The organism is Thermomonas sp. (assembly GCF_020850895.1).
GTDB lineage: Bacteria > Pseudomonadota > Gammaproteobacteria > Xanthomonadales > Xanthomonadaceae > Thermomonas.
Genome location: NZ_JADZDS010000022.1, coordinates 1 through 24,049 on the forward strand (window position 1 = coordinate 1; position 24,049 = coordinate 24,049).

20 protein-coding genes and 1 pseudogene are annotated in these 24,049 nt (G+C 66.4%); 17 read left to right on the top strand and 4 right to left on the bottom strand.

The window, feature by feature from the left end; all coding sequences use genetic code 11:
- Positions 1–342 precede the first annotated feature (342 nt).
- The 13 genes and pseudogenes from IT472_RS01955 (at position 343) to rarD (ending at position 15,464) form a co-directional block, all read left to right on the top strand.
- Positions 343–1,386 carry a rod shape-determining protein gene (locus IT472_RS01955; RefSeq protein WP_297177572.1) on the top strand — a complete coding sequence of 348 codons (1,044 nt, stop codon included), beginning with the start codon at positions 343–345 and terminating at the stop codon, positions 1,384–1,386.
- 201 nt (positions 1,387–1,587) lie between these two features.
- Positions 1,588–2,508: a rod shape-determining protein MreC gene (gene mreC / locus IT472_RS01960; protein ID WP_343231798.1), complete on the top strand. Its 921-nt coding sequence runs from the start codon at positions 1,588–1,590 to the stop codon at positions 2,506–2,508.
- Complete coding sequence (gene mreD, locus IT472_RS01965; protein ID WP_297177575.1) at positions 2,505–2,984, top strand: rod shape-determining protein MreD; 480 nt, start codon at positions 2,505–2,507, stop codon at positions 2,982–2,984. The genes mreC and mreD overlap by 4 nt, the downstream gene beginning before the upstream one ends.
- 3 nt (positions 2,985–2,987) lie before the next feature.
- Positions 2,988–4,874: pseudogene (gene mrdA, locus IT472_RS01970) on the top strand (penicillin-binding protein 2); the annotation flags it as partial.
- 65 nt (positions 4,875–4,939) lie between these two features.
- Positions 4,940–6,070 carry a rod shape-determining protein RodA gene (gene rodA / locus IT472_RS01975; RefSeq protein ID WP_297177578.1) on the top strand — a complete coding sequence of 377 codons (1,131 nt, stop codon included), beginning with the start codon at positions 4,940–4,942 and terminating at the stop codon, positions 6,068–6,070.
- Between the two features lie 71 nt (positions 6,071–6,141).
- On the top strand, positions 6,142–7,275 hold the full coding sequence (gene mltB / locus IT472_RS01980; protein WP_297177581.1) for a lytic murein transglycosylase B: 1,134 nt from the start codon (positions 6,142–6,144) through the stop codon (positions 7,273–7,275).
- The gene (locus tag IT472_RS01985; RefSeq protein WP_297177584.1) at positions 7,272–8,687 is read left to right on the top strand and encodes a septal ring lytic transglycosylase RlpA family protein; all 1,416 of its coding nucleotides are present in this window, start codon (positions 7,272–7,274) and stop codon (positions 8,685–8,687) included. Before mltB ends, IT472_RS01985 begins: the two co-directional genes overlap by 4 nt.
- Before the next feature lie 180 nt (positions 8,688–8,867).
- A complete protein-coding gene (locus IT472_RS01990) occupies positions 8,868–10,088 on the top strand; it encodes a D-alanyl-D-alanine carboxypeptidase family protein (protein ID WP_297177587.1) in 1,221 nt (406 codons plus the stop codon).
- A gap of 64 nt (positions 10,089–10,152) precedes the next feature.
- Complete coding sequence (locus tag IT472_RS01995) at positions 10,153–10,434, top strand: DUF493 family protein (RefSeq protein ID WP_297177590.1); 282 nt, start codon at positions 10,153–10,155, stop codon at positions 10,432–10,434.
- 47 nt (positions 10,435–10,481) lie between these two features.
- Entirely contained in the window at positions 10,482–11,150 is a 669-nt protein-coding gene (lipB, locus tag IT472_RS02000; RefSeq protein WP_297177593.1) for a lipoyl(octanoyl) transferase LipB, read from the top strand.
- 202 nt (positions 11,151–11,352) lie between these two features.
- On the top strand, positions 11,353–13,557 hold the full coding sequence (locus IT472_RS02005) for a carboxy terminal-processing peptidase (RefSeq protein WP_297177596.1): 2,205 nt from the start codon (positions 11,353–11,355) through the stop codon (positions 13,555–13,557).
- A 75-nt stretch (positions 13,558–13,632) separates the two neighbouring features.
- Positions 13,633–14,547 (top strand): drug/metabolite exporter YedA, encoded by a 915-nt coding sequence (gene yedA, locus IT472_RS02010; RefSeq protein WP_297177599.1) that lies wholly within the window; start codon positions 13,633–13,635, stop codon positions 14,545–14,547.
- On the top strand, positions 14,544–15,464 hold the full coding sequence (rarD, locus tag IT472_RS02015) for an EamA family transporter RarD (protein ID WP_297177602.1): 921 nt from the start codon (positions 14,544–14,546) through the stop codon (positions 15,462–15,464). The genes yedA and rarD overlap by 4 nt, the downstream gene beginning before the upstream one ends.
- A gap of 15 nt (positions 15,465–15,479) precedes the next feature.
- Here rarD and IT472_RS02020 read toward each other — a convergent pair whose 3' ends face one another.
- The 4 genes from IT472_RS02020 to IT472_RS02035 form a co-directional block, all read right to left on the bottom strand.
- On the bottom strand, positions 15,480–16,799 hold the full coding sequence (locus IT472_RS02020; protein ID WP_297177605.1) for an ABC transporter permease: 1,320 nt from the start codon (positions 16,797–16,799) through the stop codon (positions 15,480–15,482).
- Positions 16,800–16,809: 10 nt separating this feature from the next.
- The gene (locus IT472_RS02025; protein ID WP_297177608.1) at positions 16,810–17,967 is read right to left on the bottom strand and encodes an ABC transporter permease; all 1,158 of its coding nucleotides are present in this window, start codon (positions 17,965–17,967) and stop codon (positions 16,810–16,812) included.
- Between the two features lie 125 nt (positions 17,968–18,092).
- A complete protein-coding gene (locus tag IT472_RS02030; protein ID WP_297177611.1) occupies positions 18,093–18,785 on the bottom strand; it encodes an ABC transporter ATP-binding protein in 693 nt (230 codons plus the stop codon).
- A 71-nt stretch (positions 18,786–18,856) separates the two neighbouring features.
- Positions 18,857–20,119 (bottom strand): efflux RND transporter periplasmic adaptor subunit, encoded by a 1,263-nt coding sequence (locus IT472_RS02035; protein ID WP_297177613.1) that lies wholly within the window; start codon positions 20,117–20,119, stop codon positions 18,857–18,859.
- Between the two features lie 316 nt (positions 20,120–20,435).
- Between IT472_RS02035 and IT472_RS02040 the strand changes: the two genes are divergently transcribed.
- The 4 genes from IT472_RS02040 to IT472_RS02055 are packed head-to-tail and all read left to right on the top strand — an operon-like array spanning position 20,436 to position 23,959.
- A complete protein-coding gene (locus IT472_RS02040; protein WP_297177616.1) occupies positions 20,436–21,353 on the top strand; it encodes an ABC transporter ATP-binding protein in 918 nt (305 codons plus the stop codon).
- Positions 21,353–22,117 carry an ABC transporter permease gene (locus tag IT472_RS02045; protein WP_297177619.1) on the top strand — a complete coding sequence of 255 codons (765 nt, stop codon included), beginning with the start codon at positions 21,353–21,355 and terminating at the stop codon, positions 22,115–22,117. Before IT472_RS02040 ends, IT472_RS02045 begins: the two co-directional genes overlap by 1 nt.
- A gap of 25 nt (positions 22,118–22,142) precedes the next feature.
- Positions 22,143–23,360, top strand: coding sequence for a sensor histidine kinase (locus IT472_RS02050; RefSeq protein WP_297177792.1), 1,218 nt, complete (start codon positions 22,143–22,145; stop codon positions 23,358–23,360).
- Positions 23,357–23,959, top strand: coding sequence for a response regulator transcription factor (locus IT472_RS02055; protein ID WP_297177622.1), 603 nt, complete (start codon positions 23,357–23,359; stop codon positions 23,957–23,959). The genes IT472_RS02050 and IT472_RS02055 overlap by 4 nt, the downstream gene beginning before the upstream one ends.
- The last annotated feature ends 90 nt before the right edge of the window (positions 23,960–24,049 follow it).

The following is a 24,049-nucleotide window of genomic DNA, read 5'->3' on the forward strand; positions in this document are numbered from 1 at the left end:
CCGCTGCAGGCTGGCCCGCCCTGAATGCTTCCGTTTATCGCGAGGAGCACGGAATCGAGGACACCCGCCGAGTTGAGCCGCACCGAGTTGAGCCGCCTGGGCATGCGACGAACCGCCGATCCGGCCAGGTGCTTGCACGGCACGGAGATGGCGGCTTGAACCGGTACGCACTCGGTGCCCGCCCTGCCCAAGCTCATCGGTCATTGGAAGAGGCTGTTCCTTGCCCGCAACCCCGGCGGTTGCTACGCTACCCGGTCTTTGGCAGTGCGGCGGCCCGCCCGCCCGCTGCCCGCGCATTCTGCGCATTCCCCCTCGCCTTCCCCCTATCCGGCGCACGCGTTCATGTTCAAGTTCCTTCGGGGCTACTTTTCCAGCGACCTGTCGATCGACCTCGGCACCGCCAACACCCTCATCTACGTCCGCGGCCAGGGCATCGTCCTCAACGAGCCGTCGGTGGTCGCGGTGCGCCAGGACCGCGGCGGCGGTGGCCGTTCGGTCGCGGCGGTGGGCAGCGAGGCCAAGCAGATGCTGGGCCGCACGCCCGGCCACATGACCACGGTGCGACCGATGAAGGATGGCGTGATCGCCGACTTCAGCTACACCGAGGAGATGCTCAAATACTTCATCCGCAAGGTGCACAAGAGCCGCGTGCTGCGGCCCAGCCCGCGGGTGCTGGTGTGCGTGCCGGCGGGCAGCACCCAGGTCGAGCGCCGCGCGATCAAGGAATCGGCGGAAGAAGCCGGCGCGCGCGAGGTCTACCTGATCGAGGAGCCGATGGCGGCGGCGATCGGTGCCGGCATGCCGGTGACCGAGGCGCGCGGCTCGATGGTGGTCGACATCGGCGGCGGCACCACCGAAGTGGCGGTGATCGCACTCAACGGCATCGTTTACTCGCAGTCGGTGCGGATCGGCGGAGACCGTTTCGACGAGGCGATCATTGCGTATGTGCGTCGCCACCACGGCATGCTGATCGGCGATGCCACTGCCGAGCGGATCAAGCTGGAACTGGGCAACGCCTACAAGCAGGACAACGTCCGCGAAATCGAGATCTCCGGCCGCCACTTGGCCGAGGGCGTGCCCAAGATCATCTCGATCAATTCCAATGAAGTGCTCGAAGCGCTGCGCGAGCCGCTGGCCGGCATCGTGTCGGCGATCCGGCTGGCGCTGGAGCAGACCCCGCCGGAATTGTGCGCCGACGTCGCCGAGCGTGGCATCGTGCTCACCGGCGGCGGCGCACTGCTGCGCGATCTGGACAAGCTGATCAGCGTGGAGACGGGTTTGCACGTGCAGGTGGCCGACGATCCGCTGACCTGCGTCGCGCGCGGCGGCGGGCGGGCACTGGAGTTGGTGGACATGCACGGCAACGAGTTCTTTGCGCCTGATTGAGCCGGCTGCGCTCGCCTGGCTCGGGCGCATGCGGTGCGCGCAATTGTCATTGAGCAGCAGTCAACTGCGGTTGCTGTGCTCCGCCTGCACCCGATCCGGCTTCGCTCTCAACGGCTCGGCAGCTGCGTTGTAAAGTCCTTCCGGTCCTGGGCCAAACTGTCGAAAGTCATGTCCATTCAACCGCCCTGCTGAGCCACTGCCGTGCCCAGTCCCGCCAGCACTTCCTCAGTCCGTCCCGGCGAAGTCGCCGGCGTGCTGCGGCTGCTGGCCTTCATCATCCTGGCCGTTGCCCTGATGGTGCTCGATCATCGCGGTGGTTGGCTGCACGCCACCCGTGCCCGGGCCGAGGCGCTGGTGCAGCCACTGTGGTGGCTGGCGGGGCAACCGGCGCGGATCGGGACCGCGCTGAGCGAAAACGCCACCACCCGCGTGCAGTTGGCGCGGGACAACGAACGCCTGCGCCACGAGCTGCTGCTCGCTTCCGCGCGCTATGCGCGCCTGCGCACGGCGGCTGCCGAGAACGACCGCTTGCGCGGGCTGCTGGATACCGCGCAACGGCGGCGGCTCGACGTCCAGCTGGCAGCCGTCATCGACATCGACCAGGATCCGACCCGCCAGCGCCTGTTGCTGGATCTCGGGAGCAGCAGCGGGGTGCATTCCGGGCAGACCGTGATCGATGCCGGTGGGCTGATGGGGCAGGTCATTGCAACCACGGCCACGACCGCGACCGTGCTGTTGCTGACCGATCCGGACCACGCGGTGCCGGTGCTGGTGGCACGTTCCGGGGTGCGGCTGGTCGTCTATGGCGTCGGTCGCAGCAACGAGCTGAAGGTGGGCGATGTCCCACGCTCCGCCGACGTGCGGGTGGGTGATGAGCTGCTCACGTCGGGATTGGGCGGACGGTTCCCCCCGGGACTCGCCGTGGGGCGGATCGGCGCGTTGCACGTGGGCGAGGCCCATGCGTTCCTCGAGGGCGATGTGATTCCGGCGGCGCAATTCGATCGAGGACTCGACGTGCTCCTGCTGCGCGGCTACCGTGCGCCGGAAAGCCCGCCGGTTGCCACGGTGGCCGGGGTGCCTGCAACTGCGACTGCATCAGGCCAGCAAGGACGCACGCCATGACCCGGTTGCGCAACGGCTGGGTGCTCCCGGTCAGCCTGCTGCTGGCGATCCTGCTGGAGCTGTTGCCGTTGCCCGGCGTGTTGCAGCCGCTGCGGCCTTACTGGCTGGCCTTGGTGCTGGCGTACTGGCTGCTGGAGGCGCCGGAGCGGGTTGGTCCCGGGGTGGCGTTTGCAGTGGGTCTGGCGGGCGATCTTGCCTACGGCAGCCTGCTTGGCGAACAGGCGCTGCGATTGGTGATCCTTGCGTTCATCATCGAACGCTTCCGTGCGCGCATGCGCTTCTTCCCGATGTCACAGCAGGCGCTTTCGATGGGCATCCTGCTGTTCAATGACAAGGTGGTCGTGTCTGCGGTCCACCTCGTTTTGGGTGTCCCGCCACCGCCGTGGGAAGCGTGGTTGGCGCCGTTGGTCGGTCTGTTGCTGTGGCCTCCGCTGCACCTCATGATGGACCTCGTGCGCTTGCGCCGGAGGGCCTGAGGCATGGTCCGCGGCGCGCGCCCGATGCGGGACCAGGCTGCCGAGGCAGCGTTGTTCCGCAATCGAGCTCTGGTGGGATTCCTGATCGCCGCGCTCGGCCTGCTGGCCTTGGCCGGCTGGTATTTCAAGCTGCAGGTGCTGGAGCACGACACCTTCGCGACCCGTTCGGAAGCCAACCGGATGCGACTGGTCCCTGTGGCACCCGCGCGCGGACTGATCTATGACCGCAACGGCAAGATCCTAGCCGACAACGTCGCCGCATGGCGCTTGGAGGCAACCCCGGAACGCGCCGGAGACGGAGTGGTGCTGTTGGCCAGGCTGCGCGGCGTGGTTCAACTTGATCCCGAGCAGCAGCGTCGCTTCCTCAGCGACTACCGTGCTAGCCGGCCGTTCCGCCCGGTGACGATCAAGCTGCGGATTTCCGATGCGGAGGCGGCGAGATTCGTGGTCGACCGTTGGCGCCTGCCCGGCGTCGAACTGGTGCCCTATCTTGAGCGCGTGTATCCCTATGGTGCATTGCTGGCGCACGTGGTTGGCTATGTCGGGCGCGTCGATGAACGCGATCAGTCTGAAATGGGGGATGTGGCAGGCGTCTTCACCCACGCCGGCAAGACCGGGATCGAGCGCTACTACGAGACGCAGCTGCGCGGGCGCCCCGGCTATCGGCGAATGGAGACCAATGTTGCCGGACGCACGGTACGCACGTTGGGCATCGTGCCGGCCGTGGCGGGCACCGATCTGAAGTTGTCGATCGACATTGACCTGCAGCGGGCGATGACCGAGGCCTTTGGTGATCTGGAAGGCTCGGCGGTGGCGATCGATCCACGCACCGGTGAGATCCTGGCCATGGTCAGCCTGCCCAGCTTCGATCCGAACCTGTTCGTCAACGGCATCAGCCACGCCGATTTCAAGGCGCTCAACGACAATCCCTCGCGTCCGCAGTTCAACCGCGTCGTTCTCGGCGGCGTCGCACCCGGATCGACAATCAAGCCGATCCTTGGCCTTGCTGGCCTCGACAGCGGCGTGCGTCGACCCGAGGACCGGACCCTGTCGACCGGAATGTTCTTCTTGCCCGGGCAACGGCGCGGGTATGGTGATTCCCATCGCGGTGGCCACGGTTGGACCGATTTGCGCAAGTCGATCTCGCAGTCGGTCAATACCTACTACTACAAGCTGGCGCTGGACATGGGCATTGGCCGTGTCGATGACTACCTGGGGCGCTATGGGTTCGGTCGTCCGACTGGGGTGGATCTTGCCGGCGAAACCGGGGGCATCCTGCCTTCGCCAGCGTGGAAGGCGAAGAACGCACCCAGCCAGGGCAGGTGGTATCCCGGGGATACGGTCATCACCGGGATCGGCCAGGGGTTCTGGAAGGTGACGCCACTGCAACTGGTGAAGGCCACCGGAGGGCTGGCCACCGGCTGGCTGCGCACTCCGCATCTGGTCATCGACACCCGCGATCGGTTCGATGCCCCATGGCAGCGCGCACCGGTGCGTCCGGCCGAACGCATGAGTACCAATCCGGCGCACTTGCAAGCGGTGCGCGAGGGCATGATCGATACCGTCCACGGGTACGGCACCGCCACCAATATTCGCCCTGGCCTGACCTATCTGATCGCCGGCAAGACCGGCACCGCGCAGGTGGTCAGCCGCCGCGGTGCGGCGGCGATCAATCCGCGCAGCCTGCCGATGCACCTGCGCCATCGCGCGTTGTTCATCGCCTTCGCGCCGGCCGATGCGCCGCGTATAGCAATTGCGGTGTCGATCGAAGGTGGTGGCTACGGCGCTTCGACGGCGGCACCGATCGCGCGCAAGGTGTTTGATGCCTGGCTGGTCGGCAAACCGGTGGAGCCCGCGCAGCCGGGGGCGGCGGAGGTGCGGGTGGATCGCCCGGATTTCTCCGGAGTCCAAGGTAGCCCGGACGCACTGCCAGGGCCGTCGCCGGAGGACGTGCGATGAAGCTTCTGCTGCGGCTGTTCACGGATGTCTTCGAACGCGTGGCGCGCAGCCTCGACCTGCCGTTGCTGGCGGCCTTGCTGGCATTGATGGGGGTTGGTCTGGTGACCCAGTACAGCGCCAGCGGCGAATCGTTGCGTGGCGTCGCCATGCAAGGTGCGTTCTACTGCATCGGCACGGTGGCGCTGTGGCTGGCGTCGCGGACGCCGTCGCACCTGCTCAAGCAGGCGACCCCGGCGCTGTTCCTGCTGTCGCTGGTCCCGATGGTGCTGGTGCTGTTCATCGGTGGCGGCAAGTACGGCAACCACTGGATCAAACTTGGCTTCTTCAACGTCCAGCCAGCCGAACTGTGCAAGCTCAGCCTGCCGCTGATGCTGGCCTGGCATTTCAATCGCCATGCGCTTCCGCCACGGTTCACGGTCTTGCTCAAGGCGCTGGCGATCATCGCGTTGCCGGTCGGCCTGACCCTGCTGCAGCGCGACCTTGGCACTGCGGTCCTGATCCTGGCCACCGGCGTGTTCGTGTTGTTTCTTGCCGGCACCTCATGGTGGTGGTGGTGCAGTGGTGCCGCGATGGGCGGCAGCCTGTTTGCGCTGGTGATGCTGGCGCCGATCGAGTGGTTCTCCTTCCTGCGCCCCTACCAGCAGAACCGCATCCTGACCTTCCGTGACCCGGACAACGACCCGATGGGTGCTGGCTGGAACATCCTGCAATCGCAGATCGCGATCGGTGGCGGCGGCTTGACCGGGAAGGGTTGGGGGCAGGGCACCCAGTCGCACCTGAACTATCTGCCCGAACACACCACCGATTTCGCGTTCTCGGTGCTGTCGGAAGAATTTGGTTGGCTGGGCGTCGCCTTCGTGCTGGCGCTGTACCTGTTTGTCGTTGCACGCTGCCTGTGGATTGCGATGGACGCCCGCGATCCCTTTTCGCGTCTGGCTGCCGGCACGATCGGGCTGTCGTTGTTTGCCTATGTGGTGGTCAACGGCGGCATGATCTCCGGCCTGCTGCCGGTGGTGGGCGTGCCGATGCCACTGCTCAGCTACGGCGGCACCTCGGCAGTCACCTTGCTGCTGGGATTCGGCTTGGTGATGGCGCTCAAGTCGCGGCGCCCCGGGCAGCGCGGTTGAGGCTTCCGGGAAGCCGGAACCTGAATGCAGCAGTCTTACGAACCGCCCGCTGCGTGCTACCCTGCGCGCGGATGATCCGCCGCGCCCTGCCCTGTGTCGCTGCGCTCGCGTTGGTTGCGTGCGCCGCGCCCCCGCCCAAGCCGGCCCCCGTGGCTGCGGCGCGGGGAATCTCGCCTCCTGTGGCCACCGCGCCCGCAGTTGCCGGAACCCAGCAGCCCCCTGCAGCCAGCATGCACATCCGTGAATTGGACGCCGCGCGCGCGGAGTTCATCCGCAATACCTCACAGCGCTTTGGCATTCCGGCGGCACAGATCGAGGTGGTTCTCGCGGGCGCGCAGATTCGCGATTCCATCATCAAGGCGATGTCGCGTCCGGCTGAAGCCAAGCCGTGGCGCGACTATCGCCCGATCTTCCTGCAGCCTGCGCGGATCGACGCCGGACGCGCTTTCCTCGCCGCCCATCGCGAAGATCTGCAACGCGCCGAAGACAAATACGGCGTGCCGAAGGAAATCATCGCCGCCATCCTCGGCGTGGAAACCGGTTACGGCGGCAACAAGGGCAGCTATCCGGTAGTGGATGCCTTGTACACGCTGGCCTTCGCCTATCCGCGCAGCGGCGATCCGGCCAAGCTCGCCTACGAGGATCGACGGGAAGCGTTCTTCCGCGATGAGTTGGCGCAATTGTTTGCGCTGGGCAAGGAAGAACACCTCGACATCACCAGCCTCAAGGGCAGCTATGCCGGCGCGATGGGTTGGGGCCAGTTCATGCCGTCGAGCTATCGCCAATTCGCGGTCGATGGTGATGGCGATGGCAAGCGCGACCTGTTCAATGACCTCGATGACGTGTTCGCGTCGGTGGCCAACTACTTTGCGCAAAAGGGACAGTGGCAGCGTGGTGGGCTGGTGATGGTGCGTGCCGTCCGTGGTGCCGACGCGCAGGATTTCGTCAATCCGGGCAACGCCGTCACCTTGGACCAGACCCTGGCGGGGCTGGCCGCGTTGGATTATCGACCGGCGAGTCCGGTGACCTTGGCGCCGGCCACGCCGCTGACCCTGATCACCCTCGACGGTGCCGCCGGACCCGAATACTGGATCGTCTTCAACGACTTCAAGGCGATCACCACCTACAACATCTCGCGCCACTACGCGACCGCGGTCTACCAACTGTCCGAACTGATCGCCGGCCGCAGCGGAGACGCCGGGTGAGCTTGCGCCGGCTGCTGCTGGCCACGCTGCCGCTGGTGCTGGCGGCCTGCGCCACGACCGGCAACCGGACGGCATCCGCCCCGGCTCCTGCACCGGCCCCGAACGTGCCGGACGCCGCGGCGACAGCGCCGCCAGAGGCGCTCCGGACGTCGCCGTATGCGCCAGCCCAGGAAGACCCGACCAAGCGCGGTGATTATGTGGCAGGTGGTTTGTTCCAGCCGGGCGTGCCGGACACCGTGCCGACCGACATCCCCGATGTCGACGCGATTCCCGAACCGGTGGTACGCGACGAACCGCGGGCGCGCACGGGCAACCGCGACTACGTCGTCCTTGGCAGGAAATATCGGGTGTTGGACGATGCCGAAGGCTATGTCGAGGAAGGCAATGCCTCCTACTACGGCAGGAAGTTCCACGGTCGTCGCACCTCCAGTTCGGAGGTGTACGACATGTACGCCTTCACCGCGGCGCACCGCACCCTGCCGCTGCCAAGTTACGTTCGGGTGACCAATCTCGCCAACGGCCGTTCGGTCATCGTGCGGGTCAATGACCGCGGACCGTTCCATGCCAACCGGATCATCGACTTGAGCTATGCCGCCGCGGTCAAGCTCGGCTATCGCGAACGCGGCACCGCGCGGGTGCGGGTGGAAGCACTGACGCCCGAGGATGGGGAGAGCGTCGAGGCGGCACGCGCGGAAACGCTGGCAACGCCGAGCGGGATGGATCGTTTGGTGGCTGGGTTGCCGCAGGCGTCGGCAACAGGTGCGACATCCCCTCCCCCCATGCCCCCGGGGGCACGGGGTGCCGCCGCCGCAGGTCCTTTGCCGGCCGCATCCCAGGCACCGCGTGCTGCCCCTGCACCCACCGCTGCTGCCAACGGAAATCGGTTTTACATGCAGCAGGGCGGACGCAACATGACCGCCGGCGAATTCGACGCTTGGATGGCCACGCGCGGCATCCGTGTGGCCACCGGCCGACCAGAGTCGGTGCGATCCACGCCTGCTGTCACCGAATCACGGCCTGACGCGCCACCAGCGGTTGCCGGAGTCGCGTTGGCCTCGGCTCCCGCCGCCGCAGTCCAGACTGGCTCCGTCGCCCATGCTGCGACCACGCAAGCCTCCGGACCGGCAACCGTCGCGACCGGCGTGACGTCACCCGCTGCGCCGTTGCCTACGAGCGGAAGCGATGCCGTCGTGCTCCAGGTCGCCAGCTTCAGCAACGAGGACAACGCCCGACAGGCGTTGTCGGTGTTGCAGCACGCGGCGGTCACGCAGGCCCGGCTGCTGGTCGCAGAGGTGGGGGGCCGCCAAGTCTGGCGGCTGCGGGTGGGGCCGGTCGAGCCGGAGTCCGTGTCGGAACTTGCGTCCCGGATCGAAGGTCTAGGCATGGGTCGACCGCAGCGCGTGATCGACTGAGCCATGGTGGGCACGTGTCCCCGCCGGCAGGGACGCATGGCGTTTTGGCTTCCTGCTGCAGTCAGCGGTCGGAGCGATCCGAGGAGATTCAGCCCGGATTCGCTGCAACCATCACTAGAATAGGCCTTCCGTTCGTCGTACCTGCCGGTCTGTCCCCGGCCCCCTGAGGAGAATTCCCGGATGCGGTTGCGTTCGCTGTCGTTGATCGTGCTGGCCAGCGCCGGCCTCGTTATTGGAGCAGGCCTGCTGCCCGCTCCCGGTTTTGCCCAGTCGCCGCCAGCGACCGCCCCCGCGGCGCTCAGCGACAGCCTGCCGATCCCCGCCGCACCGGCACCCAAGTCCAGCAAGGCCTGGCTGGTCATGGATTACCAGACCGGGGAAATCCTTGCAGGCGAGAACATCGATGCCCAACTCGAGCCGGCAAGCATCACCAAGGTGATGACCAGCTATGTGCTCGCAGCCGAGATCGCCGCCGGCAAGATCCATCGCAATGATCCGGTCATGATGAGCGAGCACGCCTGGCGCGCAGGCGGCGCGGGCACCGATGGCAGCTACAGCGGATTCGAGGTCAACAAGACTGCCCCGCTGGAGCAGATGGAGATCGGCATGGTGGTGCAGTCGGGCAATGATGCCGCGATCGCGCTGGCCGAACACGCCGCCGGCAGCGAAGAGGCCTTCGCACAGCTGATGAATGCCTATGCGAAGAGGATCGGCATGGCCCGCTCGCACTTCGTCAATCCGCATGGGCTCTCGGCGCAGGGCCACGTCAGCACCGCGCGCGACCTGGCCTTGCTCGGGCGTGCGCTGATCCATGATTTCCCGGAAGCCTACGCCTACAACAGGATCAAGGAATTCACCGTCGGCCCGATCACCCAGCCCAACCGCAACCTGCTGCTGTGGCGCGATCCTTCCGTGGATGGCATCAAGACCGGACACACCGCGAACGCTGGTTATTGCCTGATGGCCTCGGCCCAGCGCGGTGACCAGCGCCTGATCACCGTGGTGCTGGGGGACACCAGCGAGAACCAGCGCGCGGTGGATTCGTTGGCCCTGCTCAACTGGGGCTTCCGCTTCTACGAAACGCACCGACTCTACGAAGCCAATCGTCCGCTGGCGACGCCGAAGGTATGGAAGGGCGAGGCCGACTTGGTCCGGGTTGGCGTTGCGGCACCACTGCTGGTGACTGCGCAGCGTGGCAAGTACGCGCAACTCAAGGCCAGCATGGACCTGCCGCGTTCGCTCATCGCCCCGATAGCAAAAGGCCAGCGGATCGGCACGGTCAAGGTGATGCTGGACGGCCGGGTGGTTGCGCAGGCGCCGCTGGTGGCGCTGGCTGCGGTGGAGGAAGCGGGCTTCTTCAAGCGCCTCTGGCACGACCTGCTGATGTGGTGGGAAAGCTGATCGCGGTGGCGGCATGCGCGGACAGGTGCTTGCCTGAAGCGCGGGCCATCCCCATTTTCCTGGCATGAACAACATCCATTCCGACAGTCCCGAGCACGGCTTCCAGTTCCCCGGCGTCTTCGAGCTGTCGGCGATGGGCCGTGCCGACAGGCAGCTTGAATCCGAACTGCCGCGGCACCTGCTGGCGGCCGGCATCGAGGTCCTGCACGAAACCGTCAACTGGCGGTATTCCGCCAACGGCAACTATGTCTCCGTGCGTATCTGCTTCCGCGCCGCCTCGCGCGAAGATTACGAGCGTGCCCACCGCGCGCTGCGCGAACACCCGGAAGTGAAGTGGACGCTGTGAGCCCCGTATGCCTGCTCGCCGGTGCGCGGGGGAATGCCGGCGAACGCATGACAGTCCGGAACCCTCGCCCTGCCGTCCTGCGTGATCTCGGCTACCAAGCCTATGCGCCGGTCTGGCATGCGATGCAGGCCTTCACCGATGCGCGTGATGCGGACACAGTCGACGAGTTGTGGCTGGTCGAGCACGAGCCGGTGTTCACCCTCGGCCAGGCCGGGAAACCCGAGCATGTGCTGATGGCGGGCGATATCCCCGTCATCCATGTCGATCGCGGCGGCCAGGTGACCTACCACGGCCCCGGCCAGATCGTCGCCTATCCCTTGCTCGATTTGAAACGTCTGAAGATCGGGGTGCGTGATTACGTCTGCAAGATCGAACAGGCCGTCATCGACACCCTCGCGGAATGGAATGTGGTTGGCGTTCGGCGTGCCGGTGCGCCCGGGGTCTACGTGGGCGATGCCAAGATCGCCGCGCTCGGCATCCGGGTCCGCCGCGGCTGTGCCTTCCACGGTCTTGCCTTCAACATCACCGGCGAGAGCACGCCACCGTTTGCGCGCATCAACCCCTGTGGCTATGCCGGGCTGCAGGTGGTGGCGCTGCAGGACATCGGAGGCCCGACTTCGCTGGACGTGGTGAAACCGGTGCTGGTGGATCAGTTGTCGCGTCAGTTCGGGCTGGCATGGCGGAAAGCCGAGACGCCCCCGGAGGTGCCTGTCTGATGGGGCCGCTGAAGTCCGGGCTTGCCGCCACCTGGGGACGGCGGGTGGCCCCGGGACATGGCCAGCGTTCACATTCGTTGATGCGCGCAAGCTACAGTGAAGGCACGAAGAGGGTGCGGACTTCCGGCACTGGCCGGGCGCCTGCATCTGTTGCAATTTTCCACGATCCCTTGGCAGCGGCGCCCTGCGTCGCGGAGACACGATGATCCACTTCGATTCACGGTCCTTGCGTTCCTTGATGCTTGGTTTGGCTCTTGCCTTGCCGCTGGCACTGACCACTGCTGGAAGTGCTTCCGGTCAGGAATCGGACGTTGGCAACGGTCCGAGCGCGGCGCAGGAGACCACTTCGCGGATGGTCTATGGGCTGCTGTCGGACAGCCGGTATGCCTACCGGCCGCGTGCGCTGGACGCCGCGTTGTCAAGGCAGATCTTCGATGGATACCTGAAGTCACTGGATCCGAACAAGTACTTCCTCACCGCCCAGGACGTGGACGGGTTCCGGCCGTATGTCGGAACGCTGGGCGATGCGATCCGCAGTGGGCAGGTGGAACCGGCCTGGGCGATCTTCGCTGTGTATCGGGATCGGGTCCGCCAACGGGTGGCCTATGCGCGCAACCTGCTGAAGGGTGAATTCGATTTCAGCGGCAACGAAAGCTACGCCTATGACCGCAAGGATGCGCCGTGGGCCGACGCGGCCGGACTGGATGCGCTGTGGCGGAAGTCGGTGATGAACGACTGGTTGCGGCTCAAACTCGCTGGCAAGAAGCCGGACGAGATCCGCAAGACCCTTGACCGGCGCTACGCCAACATGCTCGACAGCGTCAACGAACTCAAGGGCGACGACGTCTTCCAGACCTTCATGAATGCCTATGCGGAGTCCATCGATCCGCACACCGAGTACATGAATCCGCGCAGCGCGGCCAATTTTGCGATCACGATGTCCAATTCGCTCGAGGGTATCGGCGCCGTGCTGTTCCGTCAGGACGACGTCATCGTCGTGCGCGAATTGGTGCCCGGCGGACCGGCTGCGCGCAGTGGCCGGATCAAGTCCGGCGACCGCATCGTCGGCGTCGCGCAGGGTCCGAGAGGTGAAATGAAGGACGTCATCGGCTGGCGTACCGATGATGTCGTGCAGTTGATCCGTGGCAAGTCTGGCACCCAGGTTCGGCTTGACGTGGTCCCGGCCGAAGCGCCGCTGGACAGCAAGCCGGTGGAAATCCTGTTGTCGCGGGCGCGGGTGCGCATCGAGGATGCCCGCGCCCATGCCGAGACCATCGTTGTCCCGGCCAGCGCGGATGCGCCGGCGCGTAAGATCGGCGTGATCAAGCTGCCTGGGTTCTACCAAGACTTCGAAGCGCGCCGGCGCGGTGATGCCAACTACGCGTCGGCAACCCGCGACATTGCCAGAATGCTGGCCGACTTCCGCAACCAGAGGGTCGACGGCGTGGTCCTGGATTTGCGCGGGAACGGTGGTGGTTCGCTCAACGAGGCGGTGGAGTTGACCGGCCTGTTCATTGACCAGGGCCCGGTGGTGCAGGTGCGTGAGGCGGGCGGCAAGGTGACCGTGCAGCACGACCGCAACAGCGGTGTGGCCTGGGATGGCCCACTTGCAGTGCTGATCAATCGTGGCTCGGCCTCGGCATCCGAGATCGTCGCCGGTGCCATCCAGGACTATGGACGTGGCCTGATCATCGGCGAGACCAGTTTCGGCAAGGGCACGGTGCAAACCATGCTCGACCTCGACCGCTGGCCCTCCAAGGATGATGCCAACTTCGGCGAACTCAAACTGACCATTGCCCAGTTCTTCCGGCCCGACGGCAGCAGCACCCAGAACAAGGGCGTGGTGCCGGACGTGAGCTTCCCGGTCAGCGTGGATGCCAACGAGTACGGCGAGAGCACTTATCCGAATGCGCTGCCGTGGAGCCGGATCGTGGCCTCGCCACACGTGCGCTATGGCAATTTCATGCCCAACCTGCTGGCGTCATTGCGGACTCGCCATGAAGCACGCTCGGCGCGTGACGTGGAATACCAGTGGTGGATCGAGGACGTTCGGCAGTTCCGCCAGGAGCAGGCGAAAAAAACGATCTCCCTCAACGAAGCAGAACGCCGCGCCGAACGGGATCGCTTCGACGCCCAGCGCAAGCAGCGCGCCGAGATCCGTGCACGCCTCGGGATCACCCGCGACCCCCTGTTGGAAGGGCGGTCAGACGATGGCCTCACGGCGGACGAGCGCAACGCGGCCGAAGACGTGGCGCGCACCGAAGCGGCGCGCAAGGCCACCGACCCACTGTTGCGCGAATCGGCAGCGATCCTGTCCGACACCGTCAGTCTGCTGGGCCAGAACAGCCGGCTGGCTGCGCAGGTACTGCCGCAGACCCACAACGCGGCAGGACGCTGGACTGACTGAACACGAAACATTCCGATTGATCAGGCGTGACCAAGCGGGTGCCATCGGCACCCGCTTTCGTTCGATGGGCACACGATGGCAACCTCCTCCACATCCACGGCAGCAACCCGCGCGGCGCCCGCCTCCGGCGTTGCCTTGGCGCTGGGCTCGCTGTACCTGATTTGGGGGTCGACCTACCTCGCGATTCGCTTTGCGCTGGAGGGAGGCTTCCCGCCGTTCCTGCTCGGCGGCATCCGCTTCGTGGTCGCCGGTGGCCTGCTGTTCGCTTACCTGCGCTGGCGCGGGGTGCCGACACCCAGCCGCGCGCAGTGGCGCAACCTCGCGGTGATGGGTGCCTTGCTGCTGGGCTGTGGCAATGGTCTGGTCAATTACGGCGAGCTGTCGGTGTCGTCGGGAATGACCGCGGTGATCGTGTCCTCGTCGGCGTTGTGGATGGGCGTGTTCGCCGCGCTGCGTGGTGAGCGACCGACCGCGATGGAGTGGACGGGGTTGATCATCGGCTTCCTTGGCGTGCTCTGGCTCAGCGCGGGCGGGGGTTTCACCGGCACGCCGCTGGGACTGGCGGCGCTGTTGGGCGCTTCACTGGCGTGGTCGTTCGGTTCGATCTGGAGTCGCGGCCGCGATCTGCCTTCGCCGTTCATGGCTGCGGCCGGACAGATGCTCTGCGGTGGCGCGTTGATGTGCGGTGTTGGCCTCGGTGTTGGCGAGCGTTTCGATGGCCTGCCCAGTGCGCAGGGCATCGTCGCATTCTGGTATCTGGTGGTGCTGGGTTCGCTGGCCGGATTCTCGGCCTACGTCTGGCTGCTGCATCACGTGCGCCCGGCGCTGGCGACCAGCTATGCCTACGTCAATCCGGCAATCGCGGTGCTGCTGGGCGCATTGCTGGCGCATGAGCGCTTTGGCTTGCACGAGTTGCTGGCGATGGGCGTGATCCTGTCCGGCGTGGTGGCGATCAACCTCGCCAAGGTGGTCCGGGCCAAAGCCGCATGAGCACCGACCGGCTGGATCGTGGCGGCATGTGGATTGCGGTGGCGTCCTACGTCGCCTGGGGCGTGATGCCCTTGTACTGGCACCTGCTCAAACAGGTGCCCGCGATGCAGATCATGGCGCATCGGGTGGTCTGGAGCGCGCTGTTGGTGTCGGCATGGCTGACATTCAAGTACGGGCGTGGCTGGCTGCGCGAGACGCTGGCGCGGCCGCGTGCGGCCTCGATGCTCGCCATCAGTGGCGTGCTGATCGCCTTCAACTGGGGCCTGTACATCTGGGCGGTGAACGCCGGCCATGTGGTCGAATCCGCGCTCGGCTATTTCATCAACCCGTTGTTCAACGTGATCCTCGGCGTGGTCGTGCTGCGCGAACGCCTCAATCGCGTGCAATGGACGGCGGTGCTCATCGCTGCGCTCGGCGTGCTCTGGCTGACCTTCAACTACGGCCGCTTCCCGTGGATCGCGCTGGCGCTGGCGATCTCGTTCGGGACCTATGGCCTGCTGCGCAAATTGCTCGGCGCTCCGCCGGTGCGTGGGCTGGGCGTGGAAAGCCTGTACCTGCTGTTGCCGGCGCTGCTGTTCCTCGGTTGGGCCGAGGCCAACGGGCAGAGCCATCTGTTCGCCCATGCGGCCGCGCCAGCCTGGGATGTTGGCATCACCGGCCTGCTGGTGTTCGGCGGCGTGCTCACCGCCTTGCCCCTGATCGGATTTGCCGCGGCGGTGCAGCGCATTCCGTTTTCACTGGTGGGCCTGCTGCAATACATCTCGCCGACCCTGCAACTGCTGATCGGCGTGCTGGTGATGCGCGAACCGTTCGACCGTGACCGCGCGATCGGCTTCGCCTTCATCTGGGTCGCGCTGGCGCTGTACGCGCTGGAGGGTTTGCTGCGGGCCCGCCGAAGCGGGCCTGTGCCTGCCTGATTCCGCCGGCCTGAATCAACCTGCCGCGCGCAGCGCCTCGGTCACCGGCAGTCGTGCCGCACGCAATGCCGGGAACAAACCACCCACCAAACCAATCCCCAGCGCCCATTTCAGCCCGGTCCAGGCCAGTTCCGGACTGACCTTGAACTGGAACACCACCTGGCTGAAGTTCTGCCCGAGGGTGCTGACGGTGTAGCCGTTGAACACGGTCCAGGCGATGATGGCGCCAAGCAGGCCGCCCAGCAGCGCCAGCAGCATGGTTTCCAGCATCACCGCGGTCACCACCGGCAGGCCGCGGAAGCCGAGTGCGCGCAAGGTGGCGATTTCACGCGCACGCCCGGCCACCGCCGCGTACATGCTGTTGAGCGCGCCGAACACCGCGCCGATCGCCATGATCGCGCCGATCACGCTGCCGAGGATCCTGATCAGCGTGGTCAGGCCTTCCGATTGTTTGCCGTAGTAGTCGCGGGTGGTATCGACATCGAGCTTGAGCCTCGGATCGGCGGCCAGCGCCGCCTTCAGTTGCTTGAACCCGGCCTTGCCGTCCAGCTTCACCGTCATCGACTGGAAGGCCTGGCGCTGGTAGGCGGGGCCGAGCACGTCGGCATCGGTCCACAGTTCGGAGTCGTGCGAATCCTTGGCCTCGAACACGCCGACCACGGTCCACATCTGGTTCGCGAGTTTCAACTGGCGGCCCACGGCGAGGCCACGGAATTGCCGCAGCGCGCCCTTGCCGACCACCAACTCGCGCAGGCCGGGGTTGAAGCGACGGCCCTCGATGATGCGCACGTTCGGGCGGATCGCCCAGCCTTCGGGGCCGATCCCGCGGAATTGCACGTTGGCATCGGTCCCGTCGGCCGTGGTCGGCAGGTTCACCACCTGCGACAACTCCGGCGACGCCAGCGGCTTGCCGTCCGCTCCCTGTGCGATGCCCGGCAGCGCGGAAATCAGTGGCACCTGGTCGCGGGTGATCACGGAATTGGTTTCCGCCTGCGAGCCGGCGCGCAGGATGATCGCGCTGTCGGTGCTGCCGGTCTGGTCGAGCGTGGCCTTGAAGCCTTCGCCCATCGCCAGCATCGCCACCAGCACGCCGACCACGCCGGCAATCCCGATCACGATCACCAGCGACGCGCCCCAGCGTTGCGGCAGGCTGGCGATGCCGATCTTCGCGGCTTCGCGCGCCAGCCGGCCGCTTCGGGTCAGCGACAGCCACAGCGCGATGACGACGGCCAGACCGAGGACGACATACCAAGGCGCGACGATCCACGCGACCAGCATGATGACCAGCGCCAGGACGGTGAGCAGGCCGAACAGGAATCCCTTGAGACGTTGCATGGTGTTCTCCTCAGCGCCCAGCCAGCGCATCAACGATGTTCAGGCGCATCCCGCGCAGGGCAGGCAGCACGCCCACCAGCAGGCCGATGCCGACCATCAGGGCCAAACCCATTCCCCAGGTCTGCGGCAGCAGGCCGGGCAGGGCGATCATGCCGCCACTGGCGGCACCGACCGCGGGCACGATGGCAGCGGCCAGCAGCATGCCCAGGGTCCCGCCCAACACCACCAGTAGCACCGATTCCGCCAGCACCAGCCACAGCACGCTGCGGTTGGAGAAGCCAATCGTTTTGAGCACCGCAAGTTCCGGGATGCGCTCGCGCACGGCCTGCGCCATGGTGTTGCCGGTGAGCAGCAGCAGGGTGAAGAACACCGCCCCCATGATCGCGGAAACAATCAAGCCGATATCGGCGAATTGCTTGGCGAACGACTGGTTGAACGCGGCTTCGCTTTGGGTCTTGGTCTCGTGGTCGGAGTTCTCGCTGAGCCGGTCGATGGCGCGCGCCACCGCATCGGCCGAGGCGGTCTTGTCGGGTTGCACGATCCACCAGCCCACCCGGCCCTTCACATAGTCATTGGCCTCGTCGAAATAGGTCCAATGGAAGAACAGCACGCGCTCCTGCGCCTTCATCTTCGGATCGTCGACGTGGTAGATGCCGCGCAGGGTGAAGCTCCAGTCGTTGCTGCCGTGGGTCGGGAAGATCGTGGCCTGCAGCGGGATGGTGTCGCCGATCTTCCAGCCGAACTGCCGGGCCAGCGCTTCGCCGACGATCGCGCCTTGGCGGTCGGCCTGCCAGGCCTTGCGCTGCGCCTCCGGCAGCTTGAACTCCGGGTACAGGTCGAGGTAGTTCGGGCTGACGCTGAAATTGGCGAAGAAATTCTTCGGGTCGCGGTAGATGCCGCCGAACCACGCGGCATAGGCCGCCTGCTTCACCCCGGGCACCGCGTGGATCTGCTGGTCGAGGCTGTAGGGCAGCATCTGGGTGATCGACAGGCGTGACATCGTCACCATGCGGTTGGCGCCGGCAACGCTGCCGCCGGAATTGAAGGCGACGCGCACCGAATCCAGCATGCCGAACAGCAGGAACGCAGCCACCACCGACATCAGGGTGAGCAGGGTGCGGGTCTTGCTGCGCACCAGCGCGGCCCAGACCAGATGGAAATATTTCATGGTGCCTCCAGCTTGTCCTTCCCACTCACGGGAAGCTGGCGCGGAGCGCCGGATAGGAGTTCGGGATCGGGGAGTGGCTCGTCAACGAACCCTCACCCCAACCCCTCTCCCGGGGGGAGAGGGGCTTAAATCGCGTGCGCTGCCTGTTCGACCAGCACGCCCTTGTCGAGGTGCAGGGTGTGGCTGGCGTACTCGGCGGCCTTGGGGTCGTGGGTCACCATCACTATGGTCTTGCCGTGCTCACGATTGAGCGTCTGCAGCAGGCCGAGGATCTCCTCCGCCGAGGCACGGTCAAGATCGCCGGTGGGTTCGTCGCAGATCAGCAAGGTCGGGTCGGAGACGATCGCGCGGGCGATCGCCACGCGCTGCTGCTGGCCGCCGGAGAGTTCGTTCGGGCGATGCTTGCCGCGATCCCCCAGGCCCACCAGTTGCAGCGCAACCGCCGCATTCTGCCTGCGTTGCGCCGCCGACAGCCTGGTCAGCAGCAGCGGCAGTTCGACGTTCTTCTGCGCGGTCAGGGTCGGCATCAGGTTGTAGAACTGGAACACGAAGCCGACGTGGTTGCTGCGCCATTGCGCGAGCTGGCCGGAGCCGAGTGTCTCGATGTGCTGGCCGGCGACTTCAATGCTGCCGGCACTTGGCGAATCGAGTCCGCCGATCAGGTTCAGCAGGGTGGTCTTGCCCGAGCCGGAGGGGCCCATCAGGGCGACGAAATCCCCTTTGGCGATGTCGAGGTCGATGCCGCGCAGCACGTCCACTTTTTCCGGGCCACGCTGGTAGGTCTTGTGCAGGCTGCGGATACTGACGAGGGTAGTCATGGGTCGGATTTCCTCTGGTGTGTCGCGTCTTGGTTGCTTCGTCATTCCCGCGTTCGCGGGGGTGACGGCGGTCATTCGTTGCCGGTGTCGGCTTCGGTGGATTCGGGTGCGATGTGGACGCGGGCGCCGTCGGCAAGCTGTTCGGGTGGATCGAGCACGACCTGGTCGCTGGACGACAGGCCGGACACCACTTCGCGGTCATCGCCCAAGGTGCGGCCGAGTTGCAGTGTCCGCATCGAAACGGTGTCGCCGGTCAGCACGAAGGCCACCGACTTGCCGCCGCGTTCGACGATGGCATTGGCGGGAACCAGCACGCCCGGGTGGGTATTGGCCTGCGCCGGCTTGGCCTCGTCGAGGAAGCTCACCCGTGCGCCCATCTCCGGCACCAGCCGCGGATCGCCGAGCGCGCCGAGGCTGACGCGCACCTTCACCGTCGCCTTGCCGCGGTCGGCGGTCGGGATGATCGCGATGACCTTGCCCGGGATTTTCCAATCCTGATAGGCATTGAGCACGGTCTCGGTGCGCATGCCCGGCTTGACCCGGCTGATGTAGGACTCGCCGACTTCGACCTCGACTTCCAGCGAACTCATGTCGACGATGGTGCCGATACCGGTGCGGGTGAAGCCGCCGCCCGCCGACAGCGGCGAAACGATTTCGCCCGGCTGCGCCGCCTTGGCGATGATCACGCCGGCGAACGGTGCGCGCACGATGGTGTTGTCGACGCCGTGGTCGGCGATCCGCAAGCCATCGCGTGCCACCTGCGCATTGCGCTGGGCGGTCACCAGTTGCGCACGCAGGGCATCGCGGGCGGCGATGGCTTGGTCGTACTGCGCGCGCGAAACCAATTGCTGGCGCACCAGCGCGCCCAGCCGGTTGGCATCGGCATCGGCCTGCTTGAGCTGGGCGGCGACGCCGGCGATCTGGCTCTGCGCTGCACCCAATTGCGCGGCCGACAGGGAACGCTGCGCATCGGCATCGACGGGATCGAGGTGGGCGAGAATCTGGCCTTCCTCGACCCGCTGGCCTTCCTCGATCAACACATCGCGGACTTTGCCGGTGACCTTGGCCGAGACCGTGGCCATCCGTCGTGCCACCAGATAGCCGGTGGCATCGAGTACGGCCGCGCCGGACGAGCTGCCGCCGCCAATCGCCGTCACCGGCGCAACCCGCACCTCGATGCCCTTGCCGCCCCGCAGGGCGACCCCCCCGGCGACCGCAAGGACGAAGACCGCGAAGACCGCCAGCCCGATCCACAAGCCCTTGCGTGACTCCGGCGGCGGCGCGGCGTTGCGGTCGATCTTCAGGGATTTGAGCAGGTCGGCGTTGGAGTTCATGGAGGCAGGAAGCTCGTGGAATCGGTCAGGGGGAGCGTGCGCATTGGGGCCTTCGCGATGGCGCGTGGGCACCCTCGCGTATCCGGCACGCCCTGTCAAGTTTACTTGACAGGGCGGCGACATGCCTTGGGCGATCCACGATCAATGGGACGAGTGATGGGGCGCGTGATGGGGCGAGCGTCATGGTGCCGGCAGGTTACGGATGGAGAGGACCGCCGTCAGGTGACGGGTGTCATCTGATTCGGCTGATGGGCGTGCACTGACGTGTCGTCGACGCGCGGTGAGCATGGGCGCCGATCTCCGCGGAGTGTTACCCATGCAAGCGATGAAACATGTACTGGCGCGATTGAATGGTGTGCGTAAACGCTATGGCGCGGTCGAGGCCCTGCACGGCATCGATCTGGAATTGCGCGCAGGCGAATTGCTGGCCTTGCTGGGGCCGAACGGGGCCGGCAAGACCACCGCGATTGGCTTGCTGCTGGGCTTGATCCGTGCCGATGCCGGCGGGGTGGAGCTGTTCGGGCGCGATCCGCAGGACATCATGGCGCGCCGCCACATCGGCGTGATGCTGCAGGACGCAAAACTGCCGCTGACCTTGAAGGTGGGTGAATTGATCCGGCTGACGGCCAGCTACTACCCCAATCCGCGCAGCGTGACCGAAAGTGCCGAGCTGGCGGGTGTGTCGGATTTGCTGAACCGCCATTACGGCAAGCTCTCCGGCGGCCAGCAGCGCCGCGTGCAGTTTGCATTGGCGCTGTGCGGGCGGCCCAGCCTGCTGTTCCTCGATGAGCCCACCGTGGGCATGGACATCGAGGCGCGGCAAAAATTGTGGGCCGCGATCCGCCATCTGGTGGCCGAAGGCAATGGCGTGGTGCTGACCACGCACTATCTGGAAGAGGCCGAAGCCTTGGCCGACCGCGTCTGCGTGATGGCGCGCGGCAGGGTGATCAGCGAAGGCAGCGTGGAGGCCTTGCGTGCGCGCATCGGCATGAAGCGGGTGTGGTGTGCCACCGCCTTGCCGCTGGCCGAGGTGACGCGCTGGCCGGAAGTGGCCGAGGCGCGCAGTGATGGGGAGCGCCTGTGCCTGTCCACCGAACATGCCGAACTGCTGGTACGGCGCCTGCTGGCGCAGGACGCCACGCTGGCGCAACTGGAAGTGCGTGCCGCGGGCTTGGCCGAAGCCTTCACCGAGCTGACCCGTGATGACGACCTCGACCTGCAGGAAGCCGCCTGATGAACGCCATGACCGCCGCCATGCCGCGCCGCCGTGTCATCGGCGCCTACCTGCAGGAAGCGCGCAGCGAGATCCTGCGCTACCTGCGCGAACCCGGCTTCCTGCTGCCGATCATCCTGTTCCCGAACGTGTTCTTCGTGATGTTCGGACTCGTGCTCAATCACGGCAACAGTGAGGCCGCCCGCTACATGCTGGCCAGCTACAGCAGCTTCGGGGTGATGGCGCCGGGCCTGTTCGGTTTCGGCGTGTCGCTGGCGCTCGAGCGCGGCAGCGGCCTGCTCGCCCTCAAACGTGCGCTGCCGATGCCGCCGGGTGCCTATCTGGTCGGCAAGATGCTGATGGCGGTGCTCGTTGCCAGCGTGGTCGGTGCGCTGCTGCTGGCACTGGCGCTGGGCGTTGCGCATGCGCCGCTCACCGGTGCACAAGGCGTGGAACTGCTTGTGGTCGATGCGCTCGGCGTGCTGCCGTTTTGTGCCCTGGGCCTGTGGGTGGGCACCTTGCTGAAAGGCCAAGGCGCCCCGGGCCTGCTCAACATGGTCTACCTGCCAATGGCCTTCCTGTCCGGGCTGTGGTTCCCGCTGAAGATGATGCCGGCCTTCCTGCAACAGCTGGCACCGATCTGGCCCAGCTATCACTTGAACGCGCTGGCCTTGTCGGCGGTTGGCTTCGACATGGGTGCGCGCCTGCCGCATGTGCTGGTCCTGCTGGGCTTCACCGTCGGCTTCCTGTGGATCGCCGCACGCCGCCTGCGGCGCTACGGTTGATCGCTTGGCTTAGGATGCGCGGATGATGATCCCCGTTTGGCTACGTCGCCATTTCATGCCCGCACCGGATTCGTCGGTCGCCGCTGCGATCCGGCGCGGCAAATCGCCGTGGACCGATGGCGTGCACTTGCTGTGGTCGCTGTGGGTGTTCCTGACGCCGCTGATGGGTGATGGCCACTACACCCGGTTGTGGGCTGGCTTGACCGTGGTGTCCTACCCCACCTTCCTTTGGCTGTACGCAAAGACCTTGCTGGCGTCGCGTCGAACCGCATGGCGCTACGCCATTGGCATGGCGGTGATGAGCCTGCTGCTGTTGCGCTGGTACCCCTCGGGCCTGAGCTACTTCGTGTTCGGTTGCGTGATGCTGCGCATCACGGTGCACCGGCTGGCGCTGGGGAAATACATCCTGCAATTGCTGGCGATGAACCTGGTCTACGTGGGCGTTGCGACGTGGCTGGGCTATCCCCGCGAGCTGTGGCTGTGGGTGCCGGCCATGACCCTGGTGATCGGGATCATCGTCAATGTCGAGAACGTCAGTCAGGAGAAAGATGCCGCACTGGCGTTGTCACAGGAAGAGGTGCGCAAGCTTGCCGCCACCGCCGAGCGCGAGCGCATCGGCCGCGACCTGCACGACCTGCTGGGCCACACCCTGTCGTTGATCACCTTGAAACTCGAACTGGCGCGCAAACTGTTCGAACGTGACCCGGCGACATCGCGGCGCGAGCTGGAGGAAGCCGAGGCGGTGGCGCGCGACGCGCTGGCGCAGGTGCGCAGCGCCGTCACCGGGATCCGGGCCACCGACCTTGCCGCGGAGCTGGCGTCGGCAAAGCTGATGCTGGAATCGGCCGGGGTGCAATTGGACTACGGCCCGACACCGGCGGGCTTGCCGCCGGACGTGGAGCGCGGGCTGGCGCTGGTGCTGCGCGAGGCGGTCACCAATATCGGCCGTCACGCCGGGGCCGCGCAGGCGCAGGTGGAATTCGTCCGCGAAGACAAAGCCGTGCAATTGCGCATCAGTGACAACGGCTGCGGCGGCGTCACGGAGGACGGCAATGGCCTGTCCGGCATGCGCGATCGCGTGCGGGCGCTGGGTGGCACCCTCAGCGTCGAGTCGCCGCGCAATGCCGGCACTACGCTGCGGGTGCGGGTGCCGCTGAGCTGGCAGGAGCCGCTGCTGCCCCTGCGCGCGGTGCCCACGGCGGGCGGATTTCCGGGCGCCGCCCAGACCAAGGCGCAGGGATGATCCGCCTGCTGCTCGCCGAAGACCAGGCCATGCTGCGCGGTGCGTTGACGGCGCTGCTGGGGATGGAGTCTGACCTCGACGTGGTGGCCAACGTGGGTGACGGCGAAACCGCCTGGCGCGAGCTGCAACGGCTCAAGCCCGATGTGCTGTTGACCGACATCGAGATGCCCGGCCTGACCGGGCTGGAATTGGCCCAGCGCATCGTCCGACACGAATTGCCGATCAAGGTGGTGATCATCACCACCTTCGCCCGCGCCGGCTTCCTGCGCCGCGCGTTGGAGGCTGGCGTGCGCGGCTACCTGCTCAAGGATGCGCCGGCCGAACAGCTGGCTGCCGCCATTCGCCAGGTGCACCGCGGCGGCCGGTCGGTCGATCCGCAGCTGGCGATGGAGGCCTGGGGCGAGGCCGATCCATTGACCGATCGCGAGCGCCAGGCGTTGCGGCTGGCCGGCGAAGGCCTGTCGGCAGGTGAGATCGCGGACAGGCTCAACCTCTCGCACGGCACCGTGCGCAATTACCTGTCCGAAGCGATCGGAAAACTGGGTGTGGGCAATCGCATCGAAGCCTATCGGCTGGCGCGGCAGAAGGGCTGGTTGTAGTCAAAGCGACTTATCGCCGGCGCATGTCCAGGCAGGATGGCGGGCATTATCGTGGTTCATGGCCGGGGGAGTGCGGACTGATCCAGGCCA